General features: G+C 48.6%; 18 protein-coding genes. 6 read left to right on the top strand and 12 right to left on the bottom strand.

What is annotated here, in order from left to right; all coding sequences use genetic code 11:
- Positions 1–2: 2 nt before the first annotated feature.
- The gene (locus tag EJ361_RS13735; protein WP_126246206.1) at positions 3–203 is read left to right on the top strand and encodes a hypothetical protein; all 201 of its coding nucleotides are present in this window, start codon (positions 3–5) and stop codon (positions 201–203) included.
- Positions 204–252: 49 nt separating this feature from the next.
- Here the strand turns inward: EJ361_RS13735 and EJ361_RS13730 are convergent, their stop codons facing one another.
- The 3 genes from EJ361_RS13730 to EJ361_RS13720 all read right to left on the bottom strand — a co-directional run bounded on the left by EJ361_RS13730 (position 253) and on the right by EJ361_RS13720 (position 2,290).
- Positions 253–651, bottom strand: a complete 399-nt coding sequence (locus EJ361_RS13730) for a hypothetical protein (RefSeq protein WP_126246205.1) — start codon at positions 649–651, stop codon at positions 253–255.
- A 205-nt stretch (positions 652–856) separates the two neighbouring features.
- Positions 857–1,531, bottom strand: a complete 675-nt coding sequence (locus EJ361_RS13725; RefSeq protein ID WP_126246204.1) for a hypothetical protein — start codon at positions 1,529–1,531, stop codon at positions 857–859.
- A 114-nt stretch (positions 1,532–1,645) separates the two neighbouring features.
- Positions 1,646–2,290: a Crp/Fnr family transcriptional regulator gene (locus EJ361_RS13720; protein ID WP_126246203.1), complete on the bottom strand. Its 645-nt coding sequence runs from the start codon at positions 2,288–2,290 to the stop codon at positions 1,646–1,648.
- A gap of 381 nt (positions 2,291–2,671) precedes the next feature.
- On the opposite strand from EJ361_RS13720, the gene EJ361_RS13715 reads away from it, so the two are divergent.
- Complete coding sequence (locus EJ361_RS13715) at positions 2,672–4,633, top strand: hypothetical protein (protein ID WP_126246202.1); 1,962 nt, start codon at positions 2,672–2,674, stop codon at positions 4,631–4,633.
- Positions 4,634–4,824: 191 nt separating this feature from the next.
- On the opposite strand, the gene EJ361_RS13710 is transcribed toward EJ361_RS13715, so the two are convergent.
- The 3 genes from EJ361_RS13710 to EJ361_RS13700 all read right to left on the bottom strand — a co-directional run bounded on the left by EJ361_RS13710 (position 4,825) and on the right by EJ361_RS13700 (position 8,654).
- The gene (locus EJ361_RS13710) at positions 4,825–6,117 is read right to left on the bottom strand and encodes a P-loop NTPase family protein (protein WP_126246201.1); all 1,293 of its coding nucleotides are present in this window, start codon (positions 6,115–6,117) and stop codon (positions 4,825–4,827) included.
- 185 nt (positions 6,118–6,302) lie between these two features.
- Positions 6,303–7,361 (bottom strand): serine hydrolase domain-containing protein, encoded by a 1,059-nt coding sequence (locus EJ361_RS13705; protein ID WP_126246200.1) that lies wholly within the window; start codon positions 7,359–7,361, stop codon positions 6,303–6,305.
- A 138-nt stretch (positions 7,362–7,499) separates the two neighbouring features.
- Positions 7,500–8,654, bottom strand: coding sequence for a helix-turn-helix domain-containing protein (locus tag EJ361_RS13700; RefSeq protein ID WP_126246199.1), 1,155 nt, complete (start codon positions 8,652–8,654; stop codon positions 7,500–7,502).
- 402 nt (positions 8,655–9,056) lie between these two features.
- Here EJ361_RS13700 and ppsA point away from each other — a divergent pair, with 402 nt between their 5' ends.
- Positions 9,057–11,468, top strand: a complete 2,412-nt coding sequence (ppsA, locus tag EJ361_RS13695; protein ID WP_126246198.1) for a phosphoenolpyruvate synthase — start codon at positions 9,057–9,059, stop codon at positions 11,466–11,468.
- A gap of 29 nt (positions 11,469–11,497) precedes the next feature.
- On the opposite strand, the gene EJ361_RS13690 is transcribed toward ppsA, so the two are convergent.
- The 3 genes from EJ361_RS13690 to EJ361_RS13680 are packed head-to-tail and all read right to left on the bottom strand — an operon-like array spanning position 11,498 to position 14,510.
- Positions 11,498–12,178, bottom strand: coding sequence for an ABC transporter ATP-binding protein (locus EJ361_RS13690; protein WP_126246197.1), 681 nt, complete (start codon positions 12,176–12,178; stop codon positions 11,498–11,500).
- A gap of 2 nt (positions 12,179–12,180) precedes the next feature.
- The gene (locus tag EJ361_RS13685) at positions 12,181–13,434 is read right to left on the bottom strand and encodes an ABC transporter permease (RefSeq protein WP_126246196.1); all 1,254 of its coding nucleotides are present in this window, start codon (positions 13,432–13,434) and stop codon (positions 12,181–12,183) included.
- Complete coding sequence (locus tag EJ361_RS13680; protein WP_126246195.1) at positions 13,431–14,510, bottom strand: efflux RND transporter periplasmic adaptor subunit; 1,080 nt, start codon at positions 14,508–14,510, stop codon at positions 13,431–13,433. The genes EJ361_RS13685 and EJ361_RS13680 overlap by 4 nt, the downstream gene beginning before the upstream one ends.
- Before the next feature lie 358 nt (positions 14,511–14,868).
- Here EJ361_RS13680 and EJ361_RS13675 point away from each other — a divergent pair, with 358 nt between their 5' ends.
- From EJ361_RS13675 to EJ361_RS13670, 3 genes are read left to right on the top strand one after another with little or no spacing between them, the layout of a single operon-like run.
- Complete coding sequence (locus tag EJ361_RS13675; RefSeq protein ID WP_126246194.1) at positions 14,869–15,468, top strand: hypothetical protein; 600 nt, start codon at positions 14,869–14,871, stop codon at positions 15,466–15,468.
- Positions 15,420–15,587: a hypothetical protein gene (locus tag EJ361_RS25625; protein ID WP_164714228.1), complete on the top strand. Its 168-nt coding sequence runs from the start codon at positions 15,420–15,422 to the stop codon at positions 15,585–15,587. The genes EJ361_RS13675 and EJ361_RS25625 overlap by 49 nt, the downstream gene beginning before the upstream one ends.
- A gap of 3 nt (positions 15,588–15,590) precedes the next feature.
- Positions 15,591–16,301, top strand: a complete 711-nt coding sequence (locus EJ361_RS13670) for a polysaccharide deacetylase family protein (RefSeq protein WP_126246193.1) — start codon at positions 15,591–15,593, stop codon at positions 16,299–16,301.
- Between the two features lie 20 nt (positions 16,302–16,321).
- On the opposite strand, the gene EJ361_RS13665 is transcribed toward EJ361_RS13670, so the two are convergent.
- From EJ361_RS13665 to EJ361_RS13655, 3 genes are all read right to left on the bottom strand, one after another.
- Positions 16,322–17,086, bottom strand: coding sequence for a hypothetical protein (locus EJ361_RS13665; protein WP_126246192.1), 765 nt, complete (start codon positions 17,084–17,086; stop codon positions 16,322–16,324).
- A gap of 48 nt (positions 17,087–17,134) precedes the next feature.
- Complete coding sequence (locus EJ361_RS13660) at positions 17,135–17,932, bottom strand: hypothetical protein (RefSeq protein WP_126246191.1); 798 nt, start codon at positions 17,930–17,932, stop codon at positions 17,135–17,137.
- 383 nt (positions 17,933–18,315) lie between these two features.
- Positions 18,316–20,058, bottom strand: coding sequence for a RagB/SusD family nutrient uptake outer membrane protein (locus tag EJ361_RS13655; RefSeq protein WP_126246190.1), 1,743 nt, complete (start codon positions 20,056–20,058; stop codon positions 18,316–18,318).
- Positions 20,059–20,063: the final 5 nt, after the last annotated feature.

Here is a 20,063-nt window from a genome sequence, read left to right as displayed (position 1 = left end):
AATTGCTCAATCGCTTATCCGCTCCCACACCGCCTTTCTTCCAGAAAGTGCGTAACCTGGGCCTCTTGCTGACCGCTATCGCCTCTGTGGTGATCGGCCTTCCCATGGAGCTGCCGCTCCCGGTTCTTGAAATCGCAGGCGGGCTCGCCGTTGCTGGTGCCGTAATGGCTGGTCTGGGACAATCTGCCGTAAAAACCGAGTAGCCTCCCGTTTCCGGCTTTCAATTGCGCCCCGGCCCATGCCGGGGCTTTCTCATACACGTTTGTCCGGACTATCCGCATTAAAAGACACCAGGTTAAACATCTCCCGCATCCGGCTCCTCACCTGTTTGCCGTACCTTTTCTCCAGCGTAGTGGCGTCTAGGTTAGTGATTACATGGGTCAGCATATGGTGGGGCCGGGCCATGTCTCCTCTCGACAGCAGTATTTCTCCCATCACATTGCAGGTTTGCCCATAGTATTGCATATCGTTTTCGGTGCCAAGGCCGTCGAAACAATACACGATCGGCAGATGGGTTTCTTTGTCGAAGGCCAGATCACTGTACTTTCGGATCACTTCATGCCCATGCCTCCCATACTCCATAGCTACCTGCCGGGTGCTGACGATCTTCGGGACGAAGGCGCCGCCGCTCATGGCCGCAAAAATCTGCATCAGTGCCGTTTTCCCACATCCTACCGGGCCGCTTATCATTAACCCCTTCCCCAGGAATAGCTGCTCTTCCCTTGCCCGGGCCCGATCTTGCAGGAAGTAGGCAATCATCCGCTGGAGACAAGGCAGGTCTACAGCATGGATGCTGTAGCGGCGCCCATACATTTGCTGCCCTCTCTCCTCAATCATCCGCTGGTAATCGGCGTAGTCAAAGCGGGGTTCCATAGTCTTGGGGGTTATCCGGTTCACCTTTCACCTTCCATCCGCGCCGCTTTACGGCGTACTTATCCAACATCCATTTGCTGGCCTTCGCCCTCCAGTTAACGATGGGTGTATGCCCGCCCTGCATCCAGCCGAGGGATTCGTAGTAGTTGAAGAACTTCCGGGCTTCCCGTTCCGAAAACTCCGAAGCTTCAAAACATGCCAAAACTTTTTCGAATTGCGGGGGGATATTTTCTTTTCTACTTTCTGTTTGTATTGTTTTATAAATGTGTCCCGGTTTCGGGACCGGTTTCGGCCCATCTTCGTGTGCTAAACCGGCCAAAATGCTGTCTGCATCCACCGGCAATGAAAGCTGCTGTTCGATCAGGGTCAGATTCTTCATCGTTACCCGGGCCTGATCTTTTGGATGCTCCGCCGGATGGTACTCGAGGAAGCCCCAGTCATGCAGCTCCTTCAACGTGCGGTGGTAGCAGTCTTTCGACCCGATCTTACTAACCAGCATCAGTTGAAGCCGACTAATGGACATGGTAATACAGAATTTCAGGGAATTCCATTGCCGGAAGAGCGCCAGATACAAACTAACATGCGAAGGGCGCATACCGCTGTGCCGCTCCAGACGGAAAAAGAAACAGGATAACTGGTGAATGTAATTAATGTGCATACTCGATTGGTTTGATAGATTTAGGTTAAATAATGGAATATGAAGCAGGGTATTGGTGGCCACCAATGCTTCAAAATTATATCAAACCAATCTTTCAAAAATGTGAGAAATCTCTCATTCTGCAATTTCTTCTTGCACAATTTTGCTCAAATGCTCGCGTGAAACGCCGAGATACGAAGCCAATGCAGAGCGTGTAACCTGCTGCGTGAGCTCAGGATAGTGGGTTTTCAACATTTTGTATTTCCCTTTTACGTCTTTGCGTAACCATTTGGTGCGGTTAAAGGTTTGCTGGTAATAATACCGGGTTAACATCAATTCCAGGAAGGCAAAAGATGGATGCTTTTCCCGTAACATGTTCAGGTCTTCCACATGCAGTGCAATGCACTCCGTGCTGGCTAGCGCCACCAATCGTTCCGTGCTGCGATGCTGCATGAAGAAGCTATCGATCGCGATGATCACATCGCCGTCAGACATGAACCAGCAGTTAAACTCCTTGCCGTCTTCCTTTTCGAGGGAGGTTACAAGGCCGTTGATCGCAAAGTATACGTATTCGCATATCTCTCCGTAATCCAATATAATTTCATTTGGCTTAAACATTACGTGGATGCAGGGGGTAGCGATATCGCTCATAACGGGTTCGGTGAGGTTGGGGTTGAATTTCTGCAATCCGGTAAAAAGGGTTTCGAATGCAGCTGCAGACCTGGCATCTGTGAAGGGGTAATCGAATGGAAGGACCTTGCCACGGGTAGATTTTCGCATATGGGTTTGTTTTGGTTTGGTGGTTAACCTGGGGCAAAGGAGTTTGTGGTATTGGGAGGGGACGGGCGAATATATAAAATTCTCAACACACTTCCGTACGTAGCGTTAAACTTAAAAAATATCCATATTCAGCTCCCATTTAAATGTTTTCGTATATTTATTTGGGGTTCCACTTGGAAAGTTACGACCAAATAATAATCAGTTTCGTTAGTTGTTCAAAACAATTTTCAACTTCTAACTGCATCATAAAAATAAGTTGGCAACTATTATTGGAGCTCGCGTTGTTAAAAATCTCATTAATTAGAAGTTTTAATAGCGATTACTCCATTGTGTCCTCACTTTTACTCTTCTGAAATATAGTTATCCAATAAATTTCAAAATATGAATAGGCATGATGTTAATAGAGTAAAATTTTACTCAAAAGAAGATATGGCTGGTCCTTATCAACTATTAAAAGGAGAACAAATTTTAAAAAACGGATTTCAATCAGACTACAATGATATTAATGATGTACTGGAACTATATAATATAAAGAAATATCTTGATAGTGATCTGTACCTAAAAAAATGGACACAAGAAGAAATTATTGATTTCAAAGATAAAGCTATTGAGTATGAAAAAATTGTCGGCCATTTCATGTCAAAAATAAATGATTCAAATGTTGTGTCCTTATATGATACTTTGATACATGGATATGTGAAATCATTTTGGGAATTAGTTAACAATCATAGTGTATATAAACAAATCTCAAAGATTAATTTTAATCAAATTCTTGTAAAATATCCGGATGTAATATATATACTTTTAACTCATAAGCAACTGGTCAATTTCTATGATCAAGAAATAAAGACTTTTCTCTTAACATTTACGAAATCTGCCGAAATATTACTTTCAATTTACGAGGAAAGAGATAGCTTTCGAAAAGCTAAACGATTTCTTCCAAAAAACTTAACTCTAAACGACAAAGAAAATATCATAATAAACTATTTAGACTCAGCTGACATAAATTTTAATTACGTTGAATTAATCAAAAACGCAAGAAATCGTAGTGAATTTAAAATTACTGATAAAACTCGCTTAAAAGCAAAGCGACTGGGAAACAGCAAGTCAGATATTATTTTTAGCGAAGGCGCCAACTACCTGAAATATGGGGTATCAATTAGTTTCGCAGAGAAACCCGATAAAATAAAAGAAGGACAAATTGATGGATTGAATGTATGCTATACATACAGCATTGATTTCATTAAGCAAAATTGCGATACATATCAACTTTTTCGAAACTTCATTTTCTTGTTCGAATTCTTGGACCTCCAGTATAGAATAACTCTAATAAGCAAACGTAGTCAAATGGGGGTGATGGAAAGAATAATTGGTGTACGATCTGAAAATGAATACATTGGAGGTGTGGCGTTCCAATTATCCGAAATTACATCCTATGCACAGATAGTATCTTACAACAAAATTATAAATAACATATCAAGATCATTAGAAGATATCTTATTAGAGGTATTCACTTCCGTATTTCAAGAAAAATATGGATTTGCCCAAAATGCACAAATATTTTTTCCTCCGAACACAAATCCATATTTTGAAAAAGTAAGGTTACTGGCCCCAGAATTTGAGTCGATATTAAAACAATATAAACTCTTCGTTGAAGATAATAACATTGATTTTGAGCTCTTACAAATATCTTCTTCGCCATCATCAATTAGAGAAATACCCAGTTTAGTTCAAAATAAATACATGTACTTCAATGAGCAAAACGATGAAATGGTCGGATGTACAAATCTGTTCTTCTCAGACCAGAGCCCGCTTACGTATGTAGAATCATTTAAAGAAAAGGATTACAATAATTTTTTTGAATTGCTCGAACACGAAGAAGTCAATATTAACAACCTTGAAGAATATCAAAAAGAGCAAATAAAATTTCTAACTGTAAAGGGATTTATCTCAACTAATTCCTCCGGTGTTTTAGAAATAACAAATATTGTCCGGGTGGCGATACTTAAAGATTTATACAATAATGAAGTTGCATCATATCATCACTACCCAATGGAATTTCAATTAGAAGCACAGCAGATGGCAGTAGAAAACATCATTTCGTTTGAAAATACATTATTCTCAAAGTCAGAACAAGCATATTTTAATTACTACTTGAACAAAAGTGAATTTACAAATGGTCTGGATTTAAGAAATAGCTATTTACATGGCACCCAAGCTGCTCCAGGTGAAATTCAAAAACACGAAACCTCATACTTTACTTACTTGAAGTTATTAGTGTTAACATTGCTAAAAATCGAAGATGATTTATCCATTTCGAGAAGTTTGAAAACAAAAAAATAAACTCATTACTTTTCTGACTTATGTAGTATTGATTGCACACTACAATTCACTTCTATCAAAATCCAAAGTAAATATTATCATTTTCGATGCCTAGAATTCCTTACTTGCTGATATTTAGTCTGAAATGAACATTAAAAGATAGAAGTGAATTCCTATGATCGAAACACATTTACTACTCTAAATTTAAACAATCATTCTTCCAGCCCTTCTGGCAAAGCGAAATTTTCAAATACTTCATTTCGATTACAATTCTTGATAAAGAAATAGAAAGTGGAGTCAATAATTTTGATAGAACTTGTACTGTTGTCATAATCAAATATTGGAGGTGAAATCCCCTTAGATATTTGACTAGCTACTAAATTTTTGAGAAAATAACCCATATCAGATGCTCTTACATCTGCAGGACGATGGTGTACTTCCTTAATTTTGTCTTGTAGAGGCTTCCTCCTTAAACCTTGAATAACATTTTCAATAGTCTCCTTAAACAAAACCTTTATAAAATAGTATGGTATATATAGTGGGATCTCTTGTGATGATCGCGCCTTTTGTTCGATAAAGCTTTCCAAACATCTAGTATGTCTACTTGAATAGTCCTCAAGCTTCTTTTGAATTGCCAGATCAACATTTTCCTTTGTAATCTCAACTAAGTTCCTATTTGTTCCATGTACGTTTGCAGCATAACATGATTCCTTACAAATTTCTTGAAACACCCCTACACTATCAAAGCAACTATCAATTACATAATCTACAACGTTTTCAAAACTAGTATTTAATAACGGTCGCCCCTCCGCAACAATTTTCTTTAAATCGTCTCTTTCCCAAGGTTCGACAGGAACTTCAATAACACGATCTAAAAGGTCTCCATTAAATTGAGCCAATCGGTTTTTTTCACGCCAAATTCCCAGTACAATAAACAGTATGTTATAATCTTCAAAAATCCTCAAATCAATAGCTAACTGCTTTTGAATTTCTTCACTTAAATAATGAAAGTTTTCTAAGATAATTCGCTTATTAAATTTTACATTTTTAAGGAGTTCAGATAGATCTTGAGCTAATGCCAAATTGTAATCAATTACTCTGAAAGATTTGGCCTTTTCTTTTTCAGTTTTAATAGAGGCTTCAGTTTCTGCATCACCTCCACCCCAAAAAGGAATTCGAATCTTTGCTTTTAACCCCACTTTGGCCTCACCACCTACATTAGTCGTAACCTCATGTGTTTCTAAAATTTCTATATCTAACTGGCGGGCGATAGAGTTATAGATATCAAGTGTTGTTGAAGTCGGGGAACAGTTCACTTTTACATACTCATTCTCATGCAAATGCTTGTTCGTTAATGATGTCTTTCCTTGCTTGGATGCGCCGTAAACAATAATATGCTTATTCTTCTGTAACCCCTTTGTAAAGGTTTCATCAACCGCAGTCCTTTCGATATATGTGTCAACTAGTTCATTTGACACACCGTAAACTTGGTTCGTAAATTTCATATGGATGATGCTTTTTTTGCAACTTCATCAAATATAGTCAAGTTTTAAAAGTAACCAAATTGCCCTCATCCAAGCATATACAGATAAACTATCTCAAATAGACTTGGTTACAAATTAAGTCGCTTTTGAAGGGTGGAACAGTCCGCTGAATACGCCGTTTTTCTCATTTTGAATACAGCTACCGCCTATTCCAATATTATCTCACTAATCCTATTCAACAACTCATTCCTCATCTTAGAATTCCGATAATCAAGCAGGATAATAACTCCCCAGTTCCTGGCCCTGTTATAACATATGATGCAAGATTGCCCCATGGAATCGCCGGATTTCATGTAAAGCGTGTTATTGTCGTCGGTTACGATGTTCGTGCCTAAGCCCAGTTCTCTTTTTTCGTCTTTATAGAAGATTTTTTCCGTGATTAAGGCGGCTTTGCCGATGGTGCTTTCGCTGTCCAGGATCGCTTTCAGGAATTTGACCATATCCGCTGCGTTGGATTTTACCAACCCTGCAGCTGCCGCCACGTTCCATTTGAAGAATTCCTGAACGGTACCGTTGGGGCTATGGCCGGTAGTCATGTTCTTTACGTTAAAGTCCCGGGTCAGGGTGGCGGTCAGCCGCAAAGGACGAACCATTCTTTCCCTGAGCATATCATCGTAGCTCTTCCCATATACATTTTCCACTATCTGTCCCAATAAGGCAAATCCAACCGTAGAATAGCGGTACCGGCCATAATCTGTTAATTCCGTGCAATTGTTGACGAGCGCCGTCAGGTTTTCCTGCGTGAAATTCCTTAATGGTTGTTGGGGGTCCATTTCGATATACTTCGCAAAATCCAGATCGGCTAACCCGGATTGATGAGATGCCAGATCGGATATTTTTATCTTGTTGGCGATGTTTTTATGCAATACATACTGCCGCGGAAGGTAGGCATCGATGTAATCATCCAGTTTGAGCTTATTCTCGATCGCTGCCTGCGCAATCAGATTTGCAGTGATGATCTTCGTGATGGAGGCAATTTCAAAGACGGAATTTCTGTCTATATCCTGCTGGCTTTCCTTGCTGATTTTGCCGTAAGCGGTAAAAAACGGTGCATTATTGTGAAGGAAGCCGACACTGATCCCTATTTCAGGATTTTCAAGATGGCTCGCTTTTATTAAGGAATCGATCCTTTTATGATAGTCCTGGCCGAAAGAAAAATTAGCCGCTAATAAGAATCCAATTACAAATTTTAAGGATGCGTTCATTGTATCGTGTTTTAGGTGTAAAAACTAATCCGATACAAATGTGGGGAAGAAATTCCGGGCGGTCGACCGGGTACACGTACCCGTACGCATTTGTTGCCGGAAATGGGTACGGATAATTACAAGTACGCGTACGAATAATTACAAAGTGCTATTTTTCAATACTTTACGATATTCCGTAGGGGTTGTGCCGGTATGTTTTTTGAACGCGGCGTTAAAGGAAGATTTTGAATTAAAGCCAGCTTCATACAGGATTTCCAGCACGGTGACCTTACTTTTTGACCCGTCTTTCAGGATTTCCATGGCATACCCGATGCGATAGGTATTGACGAAATCATAAAAATGCTGGTCCAGTTGGTGGTTGATCAGGAGCGACAGGTCCCGCACGGGAATCCCCAGATCGTCGGCCATATCCTTGATGGTCAGGGAAGGATTGAGATAGGGTTTCCTGTCGTTCATGTAATCCTTCAGTCTCAAATACTCCGCATTGTAAGCATTTTCATTGACAGGGACCGGTTCGGACTTCCCCCCTTCCAAAACGATATCCTTTACCAGTTTCAGTTTCGAATCGATCGTCCGGAACAGGTTGGGGTGATTCAATGCTTTGAACAGGTACCAGCTAATGACAATCAATTCAAATACGATCAACCCGGCTTTCAGCCATTCCGAAATCCCGGGGTACGCCGTAAACTTGAAGATGTTCTTCACAAGCGCGATCATATAGAAGATAGACAGGGCCACGGTAAACTGAAACAGCCAGTTCAGGGAGGCAATACTGGCGCCGGCGTAATTTTCGAGGTAGATGCGCCTGGATTTCCGCAATAGGATAAATGCGGCCACGATATAGCATATCACCTGAACATGTAAGAGGATATGGTTAAACTGTATTTCGGGCTGGGTGCTGATATTTTGAAGAAAATCCAGTTTTGCTTCCGGGCCAACTCCATAAAAACGGGGTATGAGGACCAGGTTGACCAATAGAAATGGGATCGCATGGACGAAATGCCTGGGTTTCAGTGAAAAATCGGTATAGCAGACGGATAAAACGTATAGGTAGAACGTGGGGAGCTGCAGGAAAACCATCAGGTTCCTGAACATCCCGAAATTGGACGGGCCTTCGTTCAGGAAATCGAAAATATTCCCGCTCGTATCAATGGCCGTCAATATCAAAAAGAGCGCGAAAAGCCGGTTGCTTAATTTATGTTCCGTTTTGACCGTCAGCAAAAAGCAGGATAGGAATAACGAAAAGAACACCACTATTAATTCGATCGCAACTAATACATTAAGTTTATCCATTCATTTTATTTTACGCATCGCTTTCTACGTGCAATCGTTACATAAACAAAATATCCCCCCGCTAAATTGGGCAATTGAATGCAGACAACAAGAGAGATTCTACGCCCTTTTTCTTGATAATCAAGCACAAATGTAGTTAAAATTATCCAACAGCAAATTCCTCCCCCTGGCCGTTTTACTGCAAGACGGCTGCTGATGATCCAGATCATCGGGCCGGCGATGGCGATCATTTCCCTTCCCTGATAATTCAGCGAACTTGTTGTTGCCAATACTGCTATTCATGGGCTTGCCGGCCGTCGCGAACAGGTATCAGGATTATTGTCAATAGCGCCGGAAAGCATGAAAACACAAGAGAAGCTGCTGCCAGCTTTTGCTCCAGCAGAAAAAAACAAAAATCGCAATATGGAAAATTACATCATGCCCTTTTCCGCCATCCGGCTATCCGACATAGCCGCTGTTGGAGGTAAAAACGCTTCATTGGGGGAAATGACTGTAACCCTGTCGGGTAAAGGTATTCGCGTGCCGGAGGGTTTTGCCCTGACTACCGCGGCCTTCCACGCTTTCCTCGATTTCAACGGCCTTTGGGACTGTTTCGACCAACTGCAGGGCCTCGACCGCGTCGATTTCAAAAACCTCCACCAGTTGGGCCAGGACATACGGGAAAGGATGCTGACCGGCGTGCTGCCGCCTGCCGTCACCGGCCAGCTGTTGAAGGCTTACCGGGATCTGGGCGGCAACAGCGCCACGGCCGTAGCCGTACGAAGCAGCGCCACCGCCGAAGACCTGCCCGCTGCGAGTTTCGCCGGCCAGCACGAATCTTTTCTGCATATCAGCGGAGAAAACGCCCTGCTGGATGCAGTATGCCGGTGTTTCGCTTCCCTGTTCACGGACAGGGCCATCAAATACCGCGAAGAACGCGGCATCGTGCATAAAACCGTCGCCATTTCCGTCGGTATCCAGCGTATGGTAGACGCTGGCAATGGATGTTCCGGCGTAATCTTCACCCTCGAACCGGAAAGCGGCAACAAGGAAATCATCCTGGTATCCGGCGTTTGGGGGCTCGGCGAAAATATCGTCCAGGGAACCGTTGAGCCGGATGAGTTCTATCTTTTCAAACCCGCGCTGTATCTCAATAAAAAAGCAATATTCCAGCATAAGACCGGCAGAAAGGAAACGATCCTCCGTTATGCGCCCAATGCCCTGCCCGGCGAATTGGAACGCATCGCCACGCCGGTTGAGCTGCAGGCAAAGCCCGTATTGGATGAAAACGAAATCCAAACCCTCGCCACCTGGTCCCTGGAGATCGAACAGCACTATAAATGTCCGATGGACATTGAATGGGCCAAAGACGGCCAATCCGGGTCCCTGTACATTCTCCAGGCGCGTCCGGAAACCGTCCACACGCATGCCGTGGCGGCGGATGAGGTGGAATACCGGCTGACGGGTACCGGGAAATTGCTGGTGCAGGGCGAAGCGATCGGAAACCGCATCGCCACCGGCCGCGCCCGGCTCCTGAAGTCTCCGCTGGAAGCGGGCTCCCTGCACCCGGGCGACATCATCGTTACCGCCAATACCACGCCCGATTGGGACCCGTTATTGAAAAAGGCGGGCGGCATCGTCACGGATTCCGGAGGCAGGACGAGCCATGCCGCCATCGTAGCCCGGGAAACGGGTATTCCGGCGGTAGTCGGCACAGGGAATGCTACAACCCTGATCACAGATGGCTCGCCCATCACGATTTCCTGCAGCGAGGGCAAAGCGGGCCGTGTTTATGCAGGAACACTTCCCTTCGAAACGATCCGCCGCGCAGAAACGCTTCAGCACTCGCCGCAGCACACGAAGGTCATGCTCATCCTCAGCGATCCCGACCAGGCGTTCCGGCTGGCCGTCCGCCCCAGCGACGGGGTCGGGCTGCTGCGCATGGAATTCATCATTACGCATACCGTCAAGGTCCACCCCATGGCGCTGGTCCGCTACGACTCCCTTACCGACGGGAACGTAAAGGCAGCCATCGCAAAAATGACCGAAGGGTATGCAGACAAGACGCAGTATTTCGTAGACCGCCTGGCATCCGGCATCGCTACCGTAGCCGCCGCGTTTTACCCCAGGGAAGTGATCGTCAGGATGAGTGACTTCAAAACGAACGAATATGCCCAGCTGCTTGGCGGGCAAGCATTCGAGCCGAAAGAGGAAAATCCGATGCTGGGATTCCGGGGCGCATCGAGATATTACCATCCCTTATATCGCGAAGGTTTTGCCCTGGAATGCAGGGCCGTCAAAATGGTGCGCGACGAAATGGGATTGACGAACGTAAAAATCATGATCCCATTCTGCAGGACCGTGAATGAAGGTAAAAAGGTGATGGATGTGATGCGGGAATCCGGCCTCGTACGCGCCGTAAACGGCCTGGAAACTTACGTAATGGCGGAGATCCCGTCTAACGTAGTCGACGCTGCACGTTTCGCTGAAATATTCGATGGGTTCTCCATCGGCTCCAACGACCTTACCCAACTGGTACTCGGCGTAGATCGCGATTCCGCCATCCTGTCGAAGGTGTATTCGGAAGATGACCATGCCTGCAAATACATGGTGGCTGAAATGATCCGCCATGCCCACGAGGCCGGTGTGCCCGTCGGTTTTTGCGGACAGGCACCGAGCGATCTGCCAGACTATGCTGCTTTCCTCGTGGCAAACGGTATTACCGGCATCTCGTTTACGCCAGATGCATTTTACACGGGAAGGAAGAAGGTGTACGAAGCCGAGCTGAAATTGAAACTTCCCGCATTCGCGGGCGGCCCCGGGAAGGCCAGGTGAGTTGTGCATCCGTAGTCCCTGCTCCGGCATTAGCTTTGGACGATCTTCCCGTCCTCCATCCGGATGACCCTGTCTGTCCGGGAAGCGAATTCCTGGTCGTGGGTGACGATCAGCAGCGTCTGGCGGTATTCTTCCGCCAGCCGGCGGAATATTTCGAATACAAGCTCCCCGTTCTTCTTGTCGAGGTTGCCCGTGGGCTCATCGCCCATGATGATACAGGGGTCGTTGATCAAAGCGCGGGCAATGGCTACGCGTTGTTTCTCCCCGCCCGAGAGTTGATAGGCTTTCCGTTTTGCGAGCGGGCCGATGCCCAGCTGATCGAGCTTGGCCATGGCCCGTTGTTCCACTTCGGCGGGAGGGAAACGGTTGAGCTTGAGGCCCGGCAACATTACGTTCTGCAGTACGCTGAATTCGTTGAGCAGGTAATGGAACTGGAATACGAAACCGATCTTCCCGCTCCGCACCCGGGCCAGTGCTGCTTCGTTCTTTCCTTTCATCTGCTCACCGTCTATGTTCAATTCTCCTTCGTAATCCGTGTCCATCGTAGACAGGATGTATAACAGGGTGGATTTGCCGCAGCCCGACTTGCCGGTGATGGTCGCGAACTCGCCCTTATTGACGCTTAACCCGATACCGTCCAGCACCTTTACTTCCACCGGGTCATGGAAGTATTTATTGACATTCCTCGCTTCCAGGATAATCTCTCCCATGGCTATTTCCCCCTGATGATTATGACCGGATCGATGGTGCCCGCCTTTCTCGACGGCAGCCATCCCGCCAGCCAGGTGAACAATAAAGAAAATACGGCGCCGATGATGTAGATGAACGGTTCGTAGCTGACAGGGTAAGTGGTAACCGTGGGCAGCGAAGTGGTCCGGAACGGCACCTGGTCGATGCCTACCGAAAGCATGCCCCCGAACAGCAACCCGGCGAGCCCGCCGAAAACACCGATGCTCAACGCCATTATGGTGAATATACGCCGCACGTCTTTCCCTGAAAAACCGGTGGCTTTCAGGATAGCGATCGTATCCATTTTTTCATAGATCATCATATTCAGTATGTTATAAATCCCGAACCCAGACACCGTGAGCAATGTGATGCCGACAACGTAGGAAATCAGCGAGCGGATGAAACTACCGGTCTCGAACTCTGCGCTGAGCGTCTGTACATCCTGCGCGCTGGTGTTGAACATCTGGCCATACATTTTTGCCAATGCCGGCGCGTCGTCGATGTTGTTCAGCCTGATCTGTATGTCGGTCACGAAATTGCCCGTTTTGCCAGACAGTTTCCGGGCCGTGGCCAGGGACGTGAAACTCTGGATGCGGTCGAAATCCTGGATGCCGGACTGCCACAGGGCCACCACCTTTAGGGTGAAACGCTCGCCGCCCGGCGTGGTCAGTTGCACCCGTTCTCCCACATCCGTCAACAACCTTTCTGCCAGCGCCTTTCCCAGGATAATGCTGTTGGGCACTTTTTCCAGGCTGGCGGGATCGCCGGCCTGCACGTATTCCGAAAAATGGAACAGGGCGTTTTCCTGTAGTACGTCGATACCATTGACGGAAGCCGCAATATCTGAAGGTCCCTCGTTGAAAAACACCTCCATGGCCACTTTCGGCGCAATCCCGGCCACGCGCCCGTCTTGCCGCAAGGCCTGCATGATGGCAGCGCTGTTATGGATTTCCGTACGGCTGCCTTTCGGCTTCACGGAATGGATGAAATGATGGCCGGACCGGTAAGCGGGCAGCAGCATTACCGGCTGGACCGCCGCCGGTTTTACTTCGTTATACAGCCGGATATGGGGCGTACGGTTCAGGAAAAGGGAGTCCAGCATTCCGTTCAAGCCTTCCATGAATCCCAGCAACGCCACGAACATACCAACACTGAAGGTTACGCCGATGGCCGCAACCAACGTTTGCCGCCACCGGGCCATCAGCAACGAACGGGCAATATCGATGGCAAGTTTCATTTCTCAGGTTTAAGGATGACGTTATCCGGCGTTATTCCACCGGTGATCTCGACTTTCCGGTAATCCATCAGGCCTGTGGACACCTGCTGCCGCCGGCCGTTTTCCAGCAGCACGAAATTCCCGTCCAGCAGGTACGAACGCGGGATGGTCAGCACCTGTTTCCTTTGGGCGACGATGATGTTGGCTTCGCAGGTCAGGTTGGGATATAAAGCGGGCGGCGGCCGGAGGAACAGCGCTTCCACGGTAAAGGTTTTCGTTCTTTCGTTCATATACGGCTTCAGCGTTTCCACAACGGCGTCGAACACCTGCCCCTTATAACTGTCCATAGACACCGCAACATGCTGGCCTTGCCGTATTTGCGCCACGTCGTATTCGTCTACCTGTAATTCGAGTATAAAGGAGCCGGGATCGCCGATAACGGCAACAGGTTGCTGGGTATTGACCATTTCCCCTTCCTCCACGAACGTGAAGAACAGTTTTCCGCCGCGTTCGCTTTTTACGGAATGGTCGGCCTCGGCGGAACGGGAGATCTCCAGGTTTTTCAATGCCTGCTTTTCTCCGAACCCGATCTCGCGCTGCAGTTCGTCGTAGCGCAAGCGGGCGGATGCATAGGCGTTTTGGGCGCTCTTCCAGGCCAGTTCCCGCTGCTCCAGCTCGTTACGGCTTCCGATCTGCTGCGCCCAGAGGTTCCGCTGCCGCTGCAGGTCCACCGCAGACTGGTCCATTCTCAACTTCGCGTCTTCTACATGGATCCGCAGCTCTTCGATCCGCCGGCTGTTGGCCTGGCGGGCGGCGTTCTGTGCCACGATGGAAGCGTTTTCCGCCTGCAGGCGCGCCGCTTCCCCCAGTACTTCGAGAATGGGCTGCCTGTTTCCCACCATGCCGCCTTCCTTTACCAGCCACCTGGCCGCGATGCCGTTTACCGTGGAAAATACCTCGTACTGATGGCCGCTTTTCACGATACCGGAAGCGTACACCGATTCGGTTATGTCTTCCCTGTCCGGCCGTATCTTTTCCCGGTGCCCGGTACAGGAACAAAAAGGTAACATCAGAACGGTGAGGAGGAGCATTTTCATAAGCGATATGCAGCCGTTAACGCTGCCATATTAAAAATAACGAGATTCCCGGCCGCCGGCCATGACCGCCATGCGGGCCACCGCTGATCCTGATCACCCCGCTTCCGGCGCTGATTGCAGCCGTTTCCCCATTACAACGCCCCATATATGTCATATTCTCTCATAGACCCGGCAACGGTGATTTGTATCAGCGCAGGGGCCTCGTGGCGTCATCTTCCGGTACGCCGGGTTCCGTGATATTTGTATCCGGCCCCGTGCCCGGATTCTATCTCTTAACCCAAACAATTTCAAAATGAGCCTGCCAATAAGACAAAAACAATTACTCAAGAAATTCTGGGGAAATTTCGCGCCGCTCCCAATGACGCCGCTCACAGAATGCGGCCCGTTCATTTACAAATGTTACGCCGCGGCAGACGATACGGTGGCCGTGCTGGCATACCAGGAACGGAACAATACCGCCCCGCAGATATTGCACCTCAAGTTCCGCCAATACGACCTTCCCTTATCCATCCGCCTGATGGAAAGGCTCCTGCTCACCGGCACCATGGGCAGCCGGAGCGCCGCCAGCAAACAGTTGTACGACACGCTGGATACTTTCCGGAGGATACTTTCCGTATACCAGGAAAACGTATTGCTGCGCATCTCCGAGCATTTGACGGGAAACGAAAACGGCACCAGCCCGAAAGAAGTATTCGGCCCAGAATTCCTGCTTCAGCTGTCCAACATCGTCTCGGAATTCTTACGCGCCATCAAGGGGTTTTTCGAATTCATTTCGGGATGCGTCTACAAACTTCCCGGCTTCGAAAAAATGCAGCCGCCGCGGGGGCAAATACCGGTTATGGAAAGTTTGCTGGAAGATATCTCCGCGTTCAGCAACCATCAAAAGAAAACACTGCATATCCTCGATAAATGGAGAAAGCAGCAGGCGAAGCAATTGGCCCAACAGCAGCGGAATTGACCTTCCCCGTTCACACCCCGTTGCTCCTGACGGCAGGCCCTCCCCCTGCAGCAGACATCGGTCATAACCGGGTGGCGCAACTGACTTTCAACAGGCCGGACGAATCCGACAAACCTTAATATATGTGGTTGATCTTTTACCTCCTGCAATCGTTCGCGACCACGCTCCAGCCTGCCGGCGCCCAGGTGCCGGTAATTTGCTACCATAACCTGGCGGCGCCGGGGGCGGGCGACATGCTGCACGTATCCCCCGCAACATTCCGGCAGCAACTGCAAACGCTGCGCGACAGCGGTTACCATACGCCAGACCCCGCGCTGCTGGCAAAAGGCGCCCCGCTCCCACCGAAATCCGTCATCATTACGTTCGACGACTCCCATGCCGACCATTTCCTCACCGCCGCGCCGGCCCTGGAGGAAGCCGGTTTCAGGGGTGTATTTTTCATCATGACCGTTACCATCGGCAAAAAAGGATATCTGACCACCGGCCAGATCAGGACCTTACATGCACATGGGCACTGGATCGGCTCTCATACCTGGGACCACCCGCGCATTACCGGCGAAGGCGGGTTCCCCGACACGCAAATACAGTTAACCGGCACCAAAGCCACGCTGGAGCGGATCACCGGCGCCCCCGTTACCCTATTCGCCTATCCCTACGGCTTCTGGAACGAAACTATCGTGGCGCAGGTAAAAAAAGCAGGGTATAAAGTGGCTTTCCAGCTATCGGAAAAAAAGTCAAGCACATCACCGGAATTTTCGGTGAGGCGGATAATGGTCGATGGCAGATGGAACGGCCGGCAATTGATCCGCGCCATGCACGAGGCTTTTAAATGATACAGGATGCCCGCAGGCCGTCAATTATGCCGGCAATCGTAGGTGATCGACGTGGCGGAAATCTGCACGGTTGCGAACGTTCCGCTTCCGTGACCGCTAAAATCCACGTCCACCGGCAATCCGTACCTGTTGTAAGACGACACCTTCATCGAATTGTTGACGCTGTAATCCCGGTCCAGGAACTGCCACACGGGGTTGGTGCGGCGCAGGCTGATCTTATTGTCGTAGCTGAAGGTCTGCGTTGAACTGCTGCCGCCCGACTGCCAGACGATCTTCTCCAGATTGCCCTGCCTGTTATAAGTGTAGTTGGCGGTGATGAGCGTTGCCAGGCCGTAGAAATCCGTTGCCTGGATGATCCTGTTCTCGCCGTCGTATTTGTAGGTGGAAACGTTGCCTACGTACAGATGCCCCTGTTCCGGCGCGGGCAGCGGCATCCCCGGCCCAACGTAACCGAAGGAGAAACTGGTGTCTGTGATGATCCGGTTCCTGTCGTCATATTGGTACCGGTGCCAGTTCTCGAAATACGGGTTCGGCGGTTCATAGACGCTGTAGAAATCGGTCAGTCGCCCCTTTTTGTCGTAGCGGAACAGGTAATTCGGAGAACCGGTGCCTACAGACCCGCGGGTCATGCTGAGCGGCCGGTCCTTGTGGTCGTAAGCGATCACCAGGGAATCGCCGATAAAAAGTCCCCCGTTCATTTTAACGATCTGGCAACCCGCCGTATGGGGAATTACGTCATGGTATTTGTTGCACCCGGAAAGATACTGGACTGTAAAGACCAGCATACAACCCGTTATAAGAAGTAATGACTTTTTCATAAAAACCGGATTGATTTATTTGCATGAATATTCGATGTCCGCAAAAGTGAAAGGCGTTGTAGCGAAGGAACCGTACCTGTGGCCGGAGAGCATGAGGGAGACGGGTAGCCCGTAAGCATTGTAAGCGGCGACCGGGAGCGGATTATTGACGCTGTAATCCCTGTCCAGGAATTGCCAGATGGGATGCAGCCGGTGGTAATTTATCTTATTGTCGTAACTATCGGTAATTGTCGTGGAAGCGCCGCCCGTTTGTTCTTCGACCGATATAAGATTACCCGCAACGTTGTACTTGTACCGTCTGGTCATAAAAACGGTATCCCGTCCGTAAGTGTCGGTAGATTTGACGATCCGGTCGAATTGATCGTACGTGTAAGTGGAAATATTGCGAACGCCAAGATAAGGCCGGCCCGGGCTTGGAAGCGGCTTGTTACCCGGCCCCACTTCTCCGAACTCGTACGTGGAATCGAGAATGATCCTGTTCCGGGCATCGTAATAATACCGGTGCCAGACGTCGAACGAGGAAGGATTTTCATAAACGCCATAAAAATCAGTCATCCTTCCCTTTTGGTCGTAAAGAAATAAATAATTGGGGGAGCCCGTTCCCACAAAACCGCGGACCATGCTGACCGGGTTACCTTTGTGGTTGTAGGTGATCACGAAAGAATCAACCGGGCCTGAAAAATTCAGGTCCCCTTTTACCTTGGTAATTTTGCAGTATGGTTTGCCGGGGTGCAAATGAGGGTCGGTATGGCATCCGGATAGCAGGTACCCGGCCAGCAATACACATGCGGATGCGATTAGTGATAATCTCATAATGTAGATGTAAGGTTGAAAAATCACGACGCAGCGGTGTATTGGCAAACAGGAACCCGGTCCGCAACCAGCGGAAATCCTGCCCGGGACCAGGAAGTTTCCATTCAGTGCAGGAAACCATCCGGCGGCTAAACTACCCATTATACCGACATAAAAAGTTGATATCGGTCAACCGGTCTGATGATATATATTCATGATACTGCCCGGGCCAGACGATCCATACGCCGTAAAGCAGTAACAGATTACCGGAGATCGGCGGCGGTATCGGGGGCTTCCGGAAAAGGGAACAGTGACGCAGGCATAAACGCACCGGCCTGGAATACGGAAAGGGGCATCCTGTAACAGATGCCCCTTTCCTGTATTGATCTTTTGTGTGACGCCAATTATTGCAGCGGATCGAAATCGCCACCCCAGTTGTTGTTCTGTTTCAACAACGGATTTTTATCGAGGATGGATTTCGGAATACCGTAAATGTAATACTGGTCTTTGATCGCAATATCAACCGCATCTGTCGTGATCACGGTGGAAGTAAACCTGTCCCACACGGTGTTGATGTCAGACATGGGGGAAACATCGGCTTGACCGGGTTTCAGCAGCACGGCGATGCCATGCCGTTGCGGAAGGCTTCTCAGGTATCCGAACATTTTCCAGCGGCGAAGATCGCTCATGCGTTTGCCTTCGAAGCTGAATTCCACGAAACGCTCCTTTTGATACGCCGCCCTGATGTCTGCCTGCGTTGCCGCCGTGATGCCGTAGTTGCCGGCTCCGCCCGGCATTACGCCGGCCCTTGCCCTGATCTGTTTCAACACATCCACGGCCGCAGCGGTATTACCCGTTTCATTGGCGCATTCACCGTAGTTCATCAGCACTTCCGCGTAGCGGATCTCGATCCAGTCCACAGCTGCATTATACACTGTTCCCTTGTCGATATTCTTGTCGATCGCCTTGATGCGGTAGAAGCTGGAGTTGGACCACAGCGGGTCAGACGTTACCTGGTTATGCGCGCCTTCGAGGCCGGTGGCGCCGTTGTAGTTCGAAATGGAAGTGAAATACGTCCAAAGGAAAGATTTGTCGTCGCGCATACCTTTCAGGTATTGATTGGGCGCGCCGTTATAATAAATGTTGGCGTAGAAACGGTCGTCGCGGTTACGGAAGAGCGTATCGTAGCTTCTGGCCTGCGCTTCCCATGCAGATCCGTCTTTCATCGGGAAAGCATTCACCAGTTCCAGCGACGGACGGTCGTACCCCACATCATCCTTCGACCAGTTCAGGGGCATCAATCCGCCCTGGAAGTAAGTGGCCTGCGGATAATTGAAGCGCCGGACCATTACTACTTCCTTGTTCATCTCATCGTCCCATATCTTGCTGAAGGGGCTATACAATCCTTTCCCGCGGGCATCCAGGAATTCTTTGGCCGCCTTGTTGGCGTTGAAAGCTTTCGTCCAGCTGGCTACGCCGCCCAGGCCGTTAAACAGGGGGCTGGCGTAGAAAAGCAGTACCCTGCCTTTGAAGGCCATGGCCACGCCTTTATCTACCCTGCCGTAGTCGGCATCCGTAAACGCGTCGGGCAAAAGGGCGATAGCCTCGTCGAGGTCCTTGAGGATCTGCGTTACGCATTCCGACGTTTTGTTACGCGGTTTCTGGAGTTGCGTGAGGTCGGAAGTGGGTTGCTGTGCTTCGAGGATCAGCGGTACGCCGCCATGATCGCTCACCATTCTGTGATATGCCCAGGCCCTCCAGAAAAGCGCCTGGCCTTTGATCTTGTTTTTCTCTGTTTCGGCGAAAGACGCTTGTGAGATCTTTTCCAGGAGGATGTTGATGTTGCGGACGCTGTTGTAAGTGCCGAAGGAGCTCCTGGAATCAAAGGTGGCCGTTCCCCTCATCCAGCTGTCTGTCTGCTTCTGGTAAGGCACGCCCTCGTCTGTACCGTTGGCGCTGCCACTGGGATTGCCGGGCATGTTGTCGCTGTACACCTGGTTGAGATAGGCGTTGGCCATGTTGACATCCGTCCACACCTGGTCGGGGCCTACTGCAGACAGGTTATTTTTGTCCAGCACCTTGTTGCAGCCTCCGGATATCAAAGCGGTGGTAAGGAAGAGTATCGATATGTTTAACTTATGCTTCATGATCT

The organism is Chitinophaga rhizosphaerae, from assembly GCF_003958645.1.
GTDB classification, from domain to species: domain Bacteria; phylum Bacteroidota; class Bacteroidia; order Chitinophagales; family Chitinophagaceae; genus Chitinophaga; species Chitinophaga rhizosphaerae.
The sequence above is the reverse complement of the archived record's forward strand: the minus strand, read 5'-3'. Positions and strand labels throughout refer to the sequence as shown.

What these genes read in the sequence shown, in the direction of transcription:
- EJ361_RS13680 (WP_126246195.1), bottom strand. Translation starts at nt 14,510, where the DNA reads ATGAAAATGCTCCTCCTCACCGTTCTGATGTTACCTTTTTGTTCCTGT.
- EJ361_RS13725 (WP_126246204.1), bottom strand. Translation starts at nt 1,531, where the DNA reads ATGCACATTAATTACATTCACCAGTTATCCTGTTTCTTTTTCCGTCTG.
- EJ361_RS13660 (WP_126246191.1), bottom strand. Translation starts at nt 17,932, where the DNA reads ATGAGATTATCACTAATCGCATCCGCATGTGTATTGCTGGCCGGGTAC.
- EJ361_RS13670 (WP_126246193.1), top strand. Translation starts at nt 15,591, where the DNA reads ATGTGGTTGATCTTTTACCTCCTGCAATCGTTCGCGACCACGCTCCAG.
- EJ361_RS13690 (WP_126246197.1), bottom strand. Translation starts at nt 12,178, where the DNA reads ATGGGAGAGATTATCCTGGAAGCGAGGAATGTCAATAAATACTTCCAT.
- EJ361_RS13655 (WP_126246190.1), bottom strand. Translation starts at nt 20,058, where the DNA reads ATGAAGCATAAGTTAAACATATCGATACTCTTCCTTACCACCGCTTTG.
- EJ361_RS13730 (WP_126246205.1), bottom strand. Translation starts at nt 651, where the DNA reads ATGCAGATTTTTGCGGCCATGAGCGGCGGCGCCTTCGTCCCGAAGATC.
- EJ361_RS13715 (WP_126246202.1), top strand. Translation starts at nt 2,672, where the DNA reads ATGAATAGGCATGATGTTAATAGAGTAAAATTTTACTCAAAAGAAGAT.
- EJ361_RS13710 (WP_126246201.1), bottom strand. Translation starts at nt 6,117, where the DNA reads ATGAAATTTACGAACCAAGTTTACGGTGTGTCAAATGAACTAGTTGAC.
- EJ361_RS13720 (WP_126246203.1), bottom strand. Translation starts at nt 2,290, where the DNA reads ATGCGAAAATCTACCCGTGGCAAGGTCCTTCCATTCGATTACCCCTTC.
- EJ361_RS13700 (WP_126246199.1), bottom strand. Translation starts at nt 8,654, where the DNA reads ATGGATAAACTTAATGTATTAGTTGCGATCGAATTAATAGTGGTGTTC.
- EJ361_RS13685 (WP_126246196.1), bottom strand. Translation starts at nt 13,434, where the DNA reads ATGAAACTTGCCATCGATATTGCCCGTTCGTTGCTGATGGCCCGGTGG.
- EJ361_RS13705 (WP_126246200.1), bottom strand. Translation starts at nt 7,361, where the DNA reads ATGAACGCATCCTTAAAATTTGTAATTGGATTCTTATTAGCGGCTAAT.
- ppsA (WP_126246198.1), top strand. Translation starts at nt 9,057, where the DNA reads ATGGAAAATTACATCATGCCCTTTTCCGCCATCCGGCTATCCGACATA.
- EJ361_RS13665 (WP_126246192.1), bottom strand. Translation starts at nt 17,086, where the DNA reads ATGCTGGTCTTTACAGTCCAGTATCTTTCCGGGTGCAACAAATACCAT.
- EJ361_RS25625 (WP_164714228.1), top strand. Translation starts at nt 15,420, where the DNA reads ATGGAGAAAGCAGCAGGCGAAGCAATTGGCCCAACAGCAGCGGAATTG.
- EJ361_RS13675 (WP_126246194.1), top strand. Translation starts at nt 14,869, where the DNA reads ATGACGCCGCTCACAGAATGCGGCCCGTTCATTTACAAATGTTACGCC.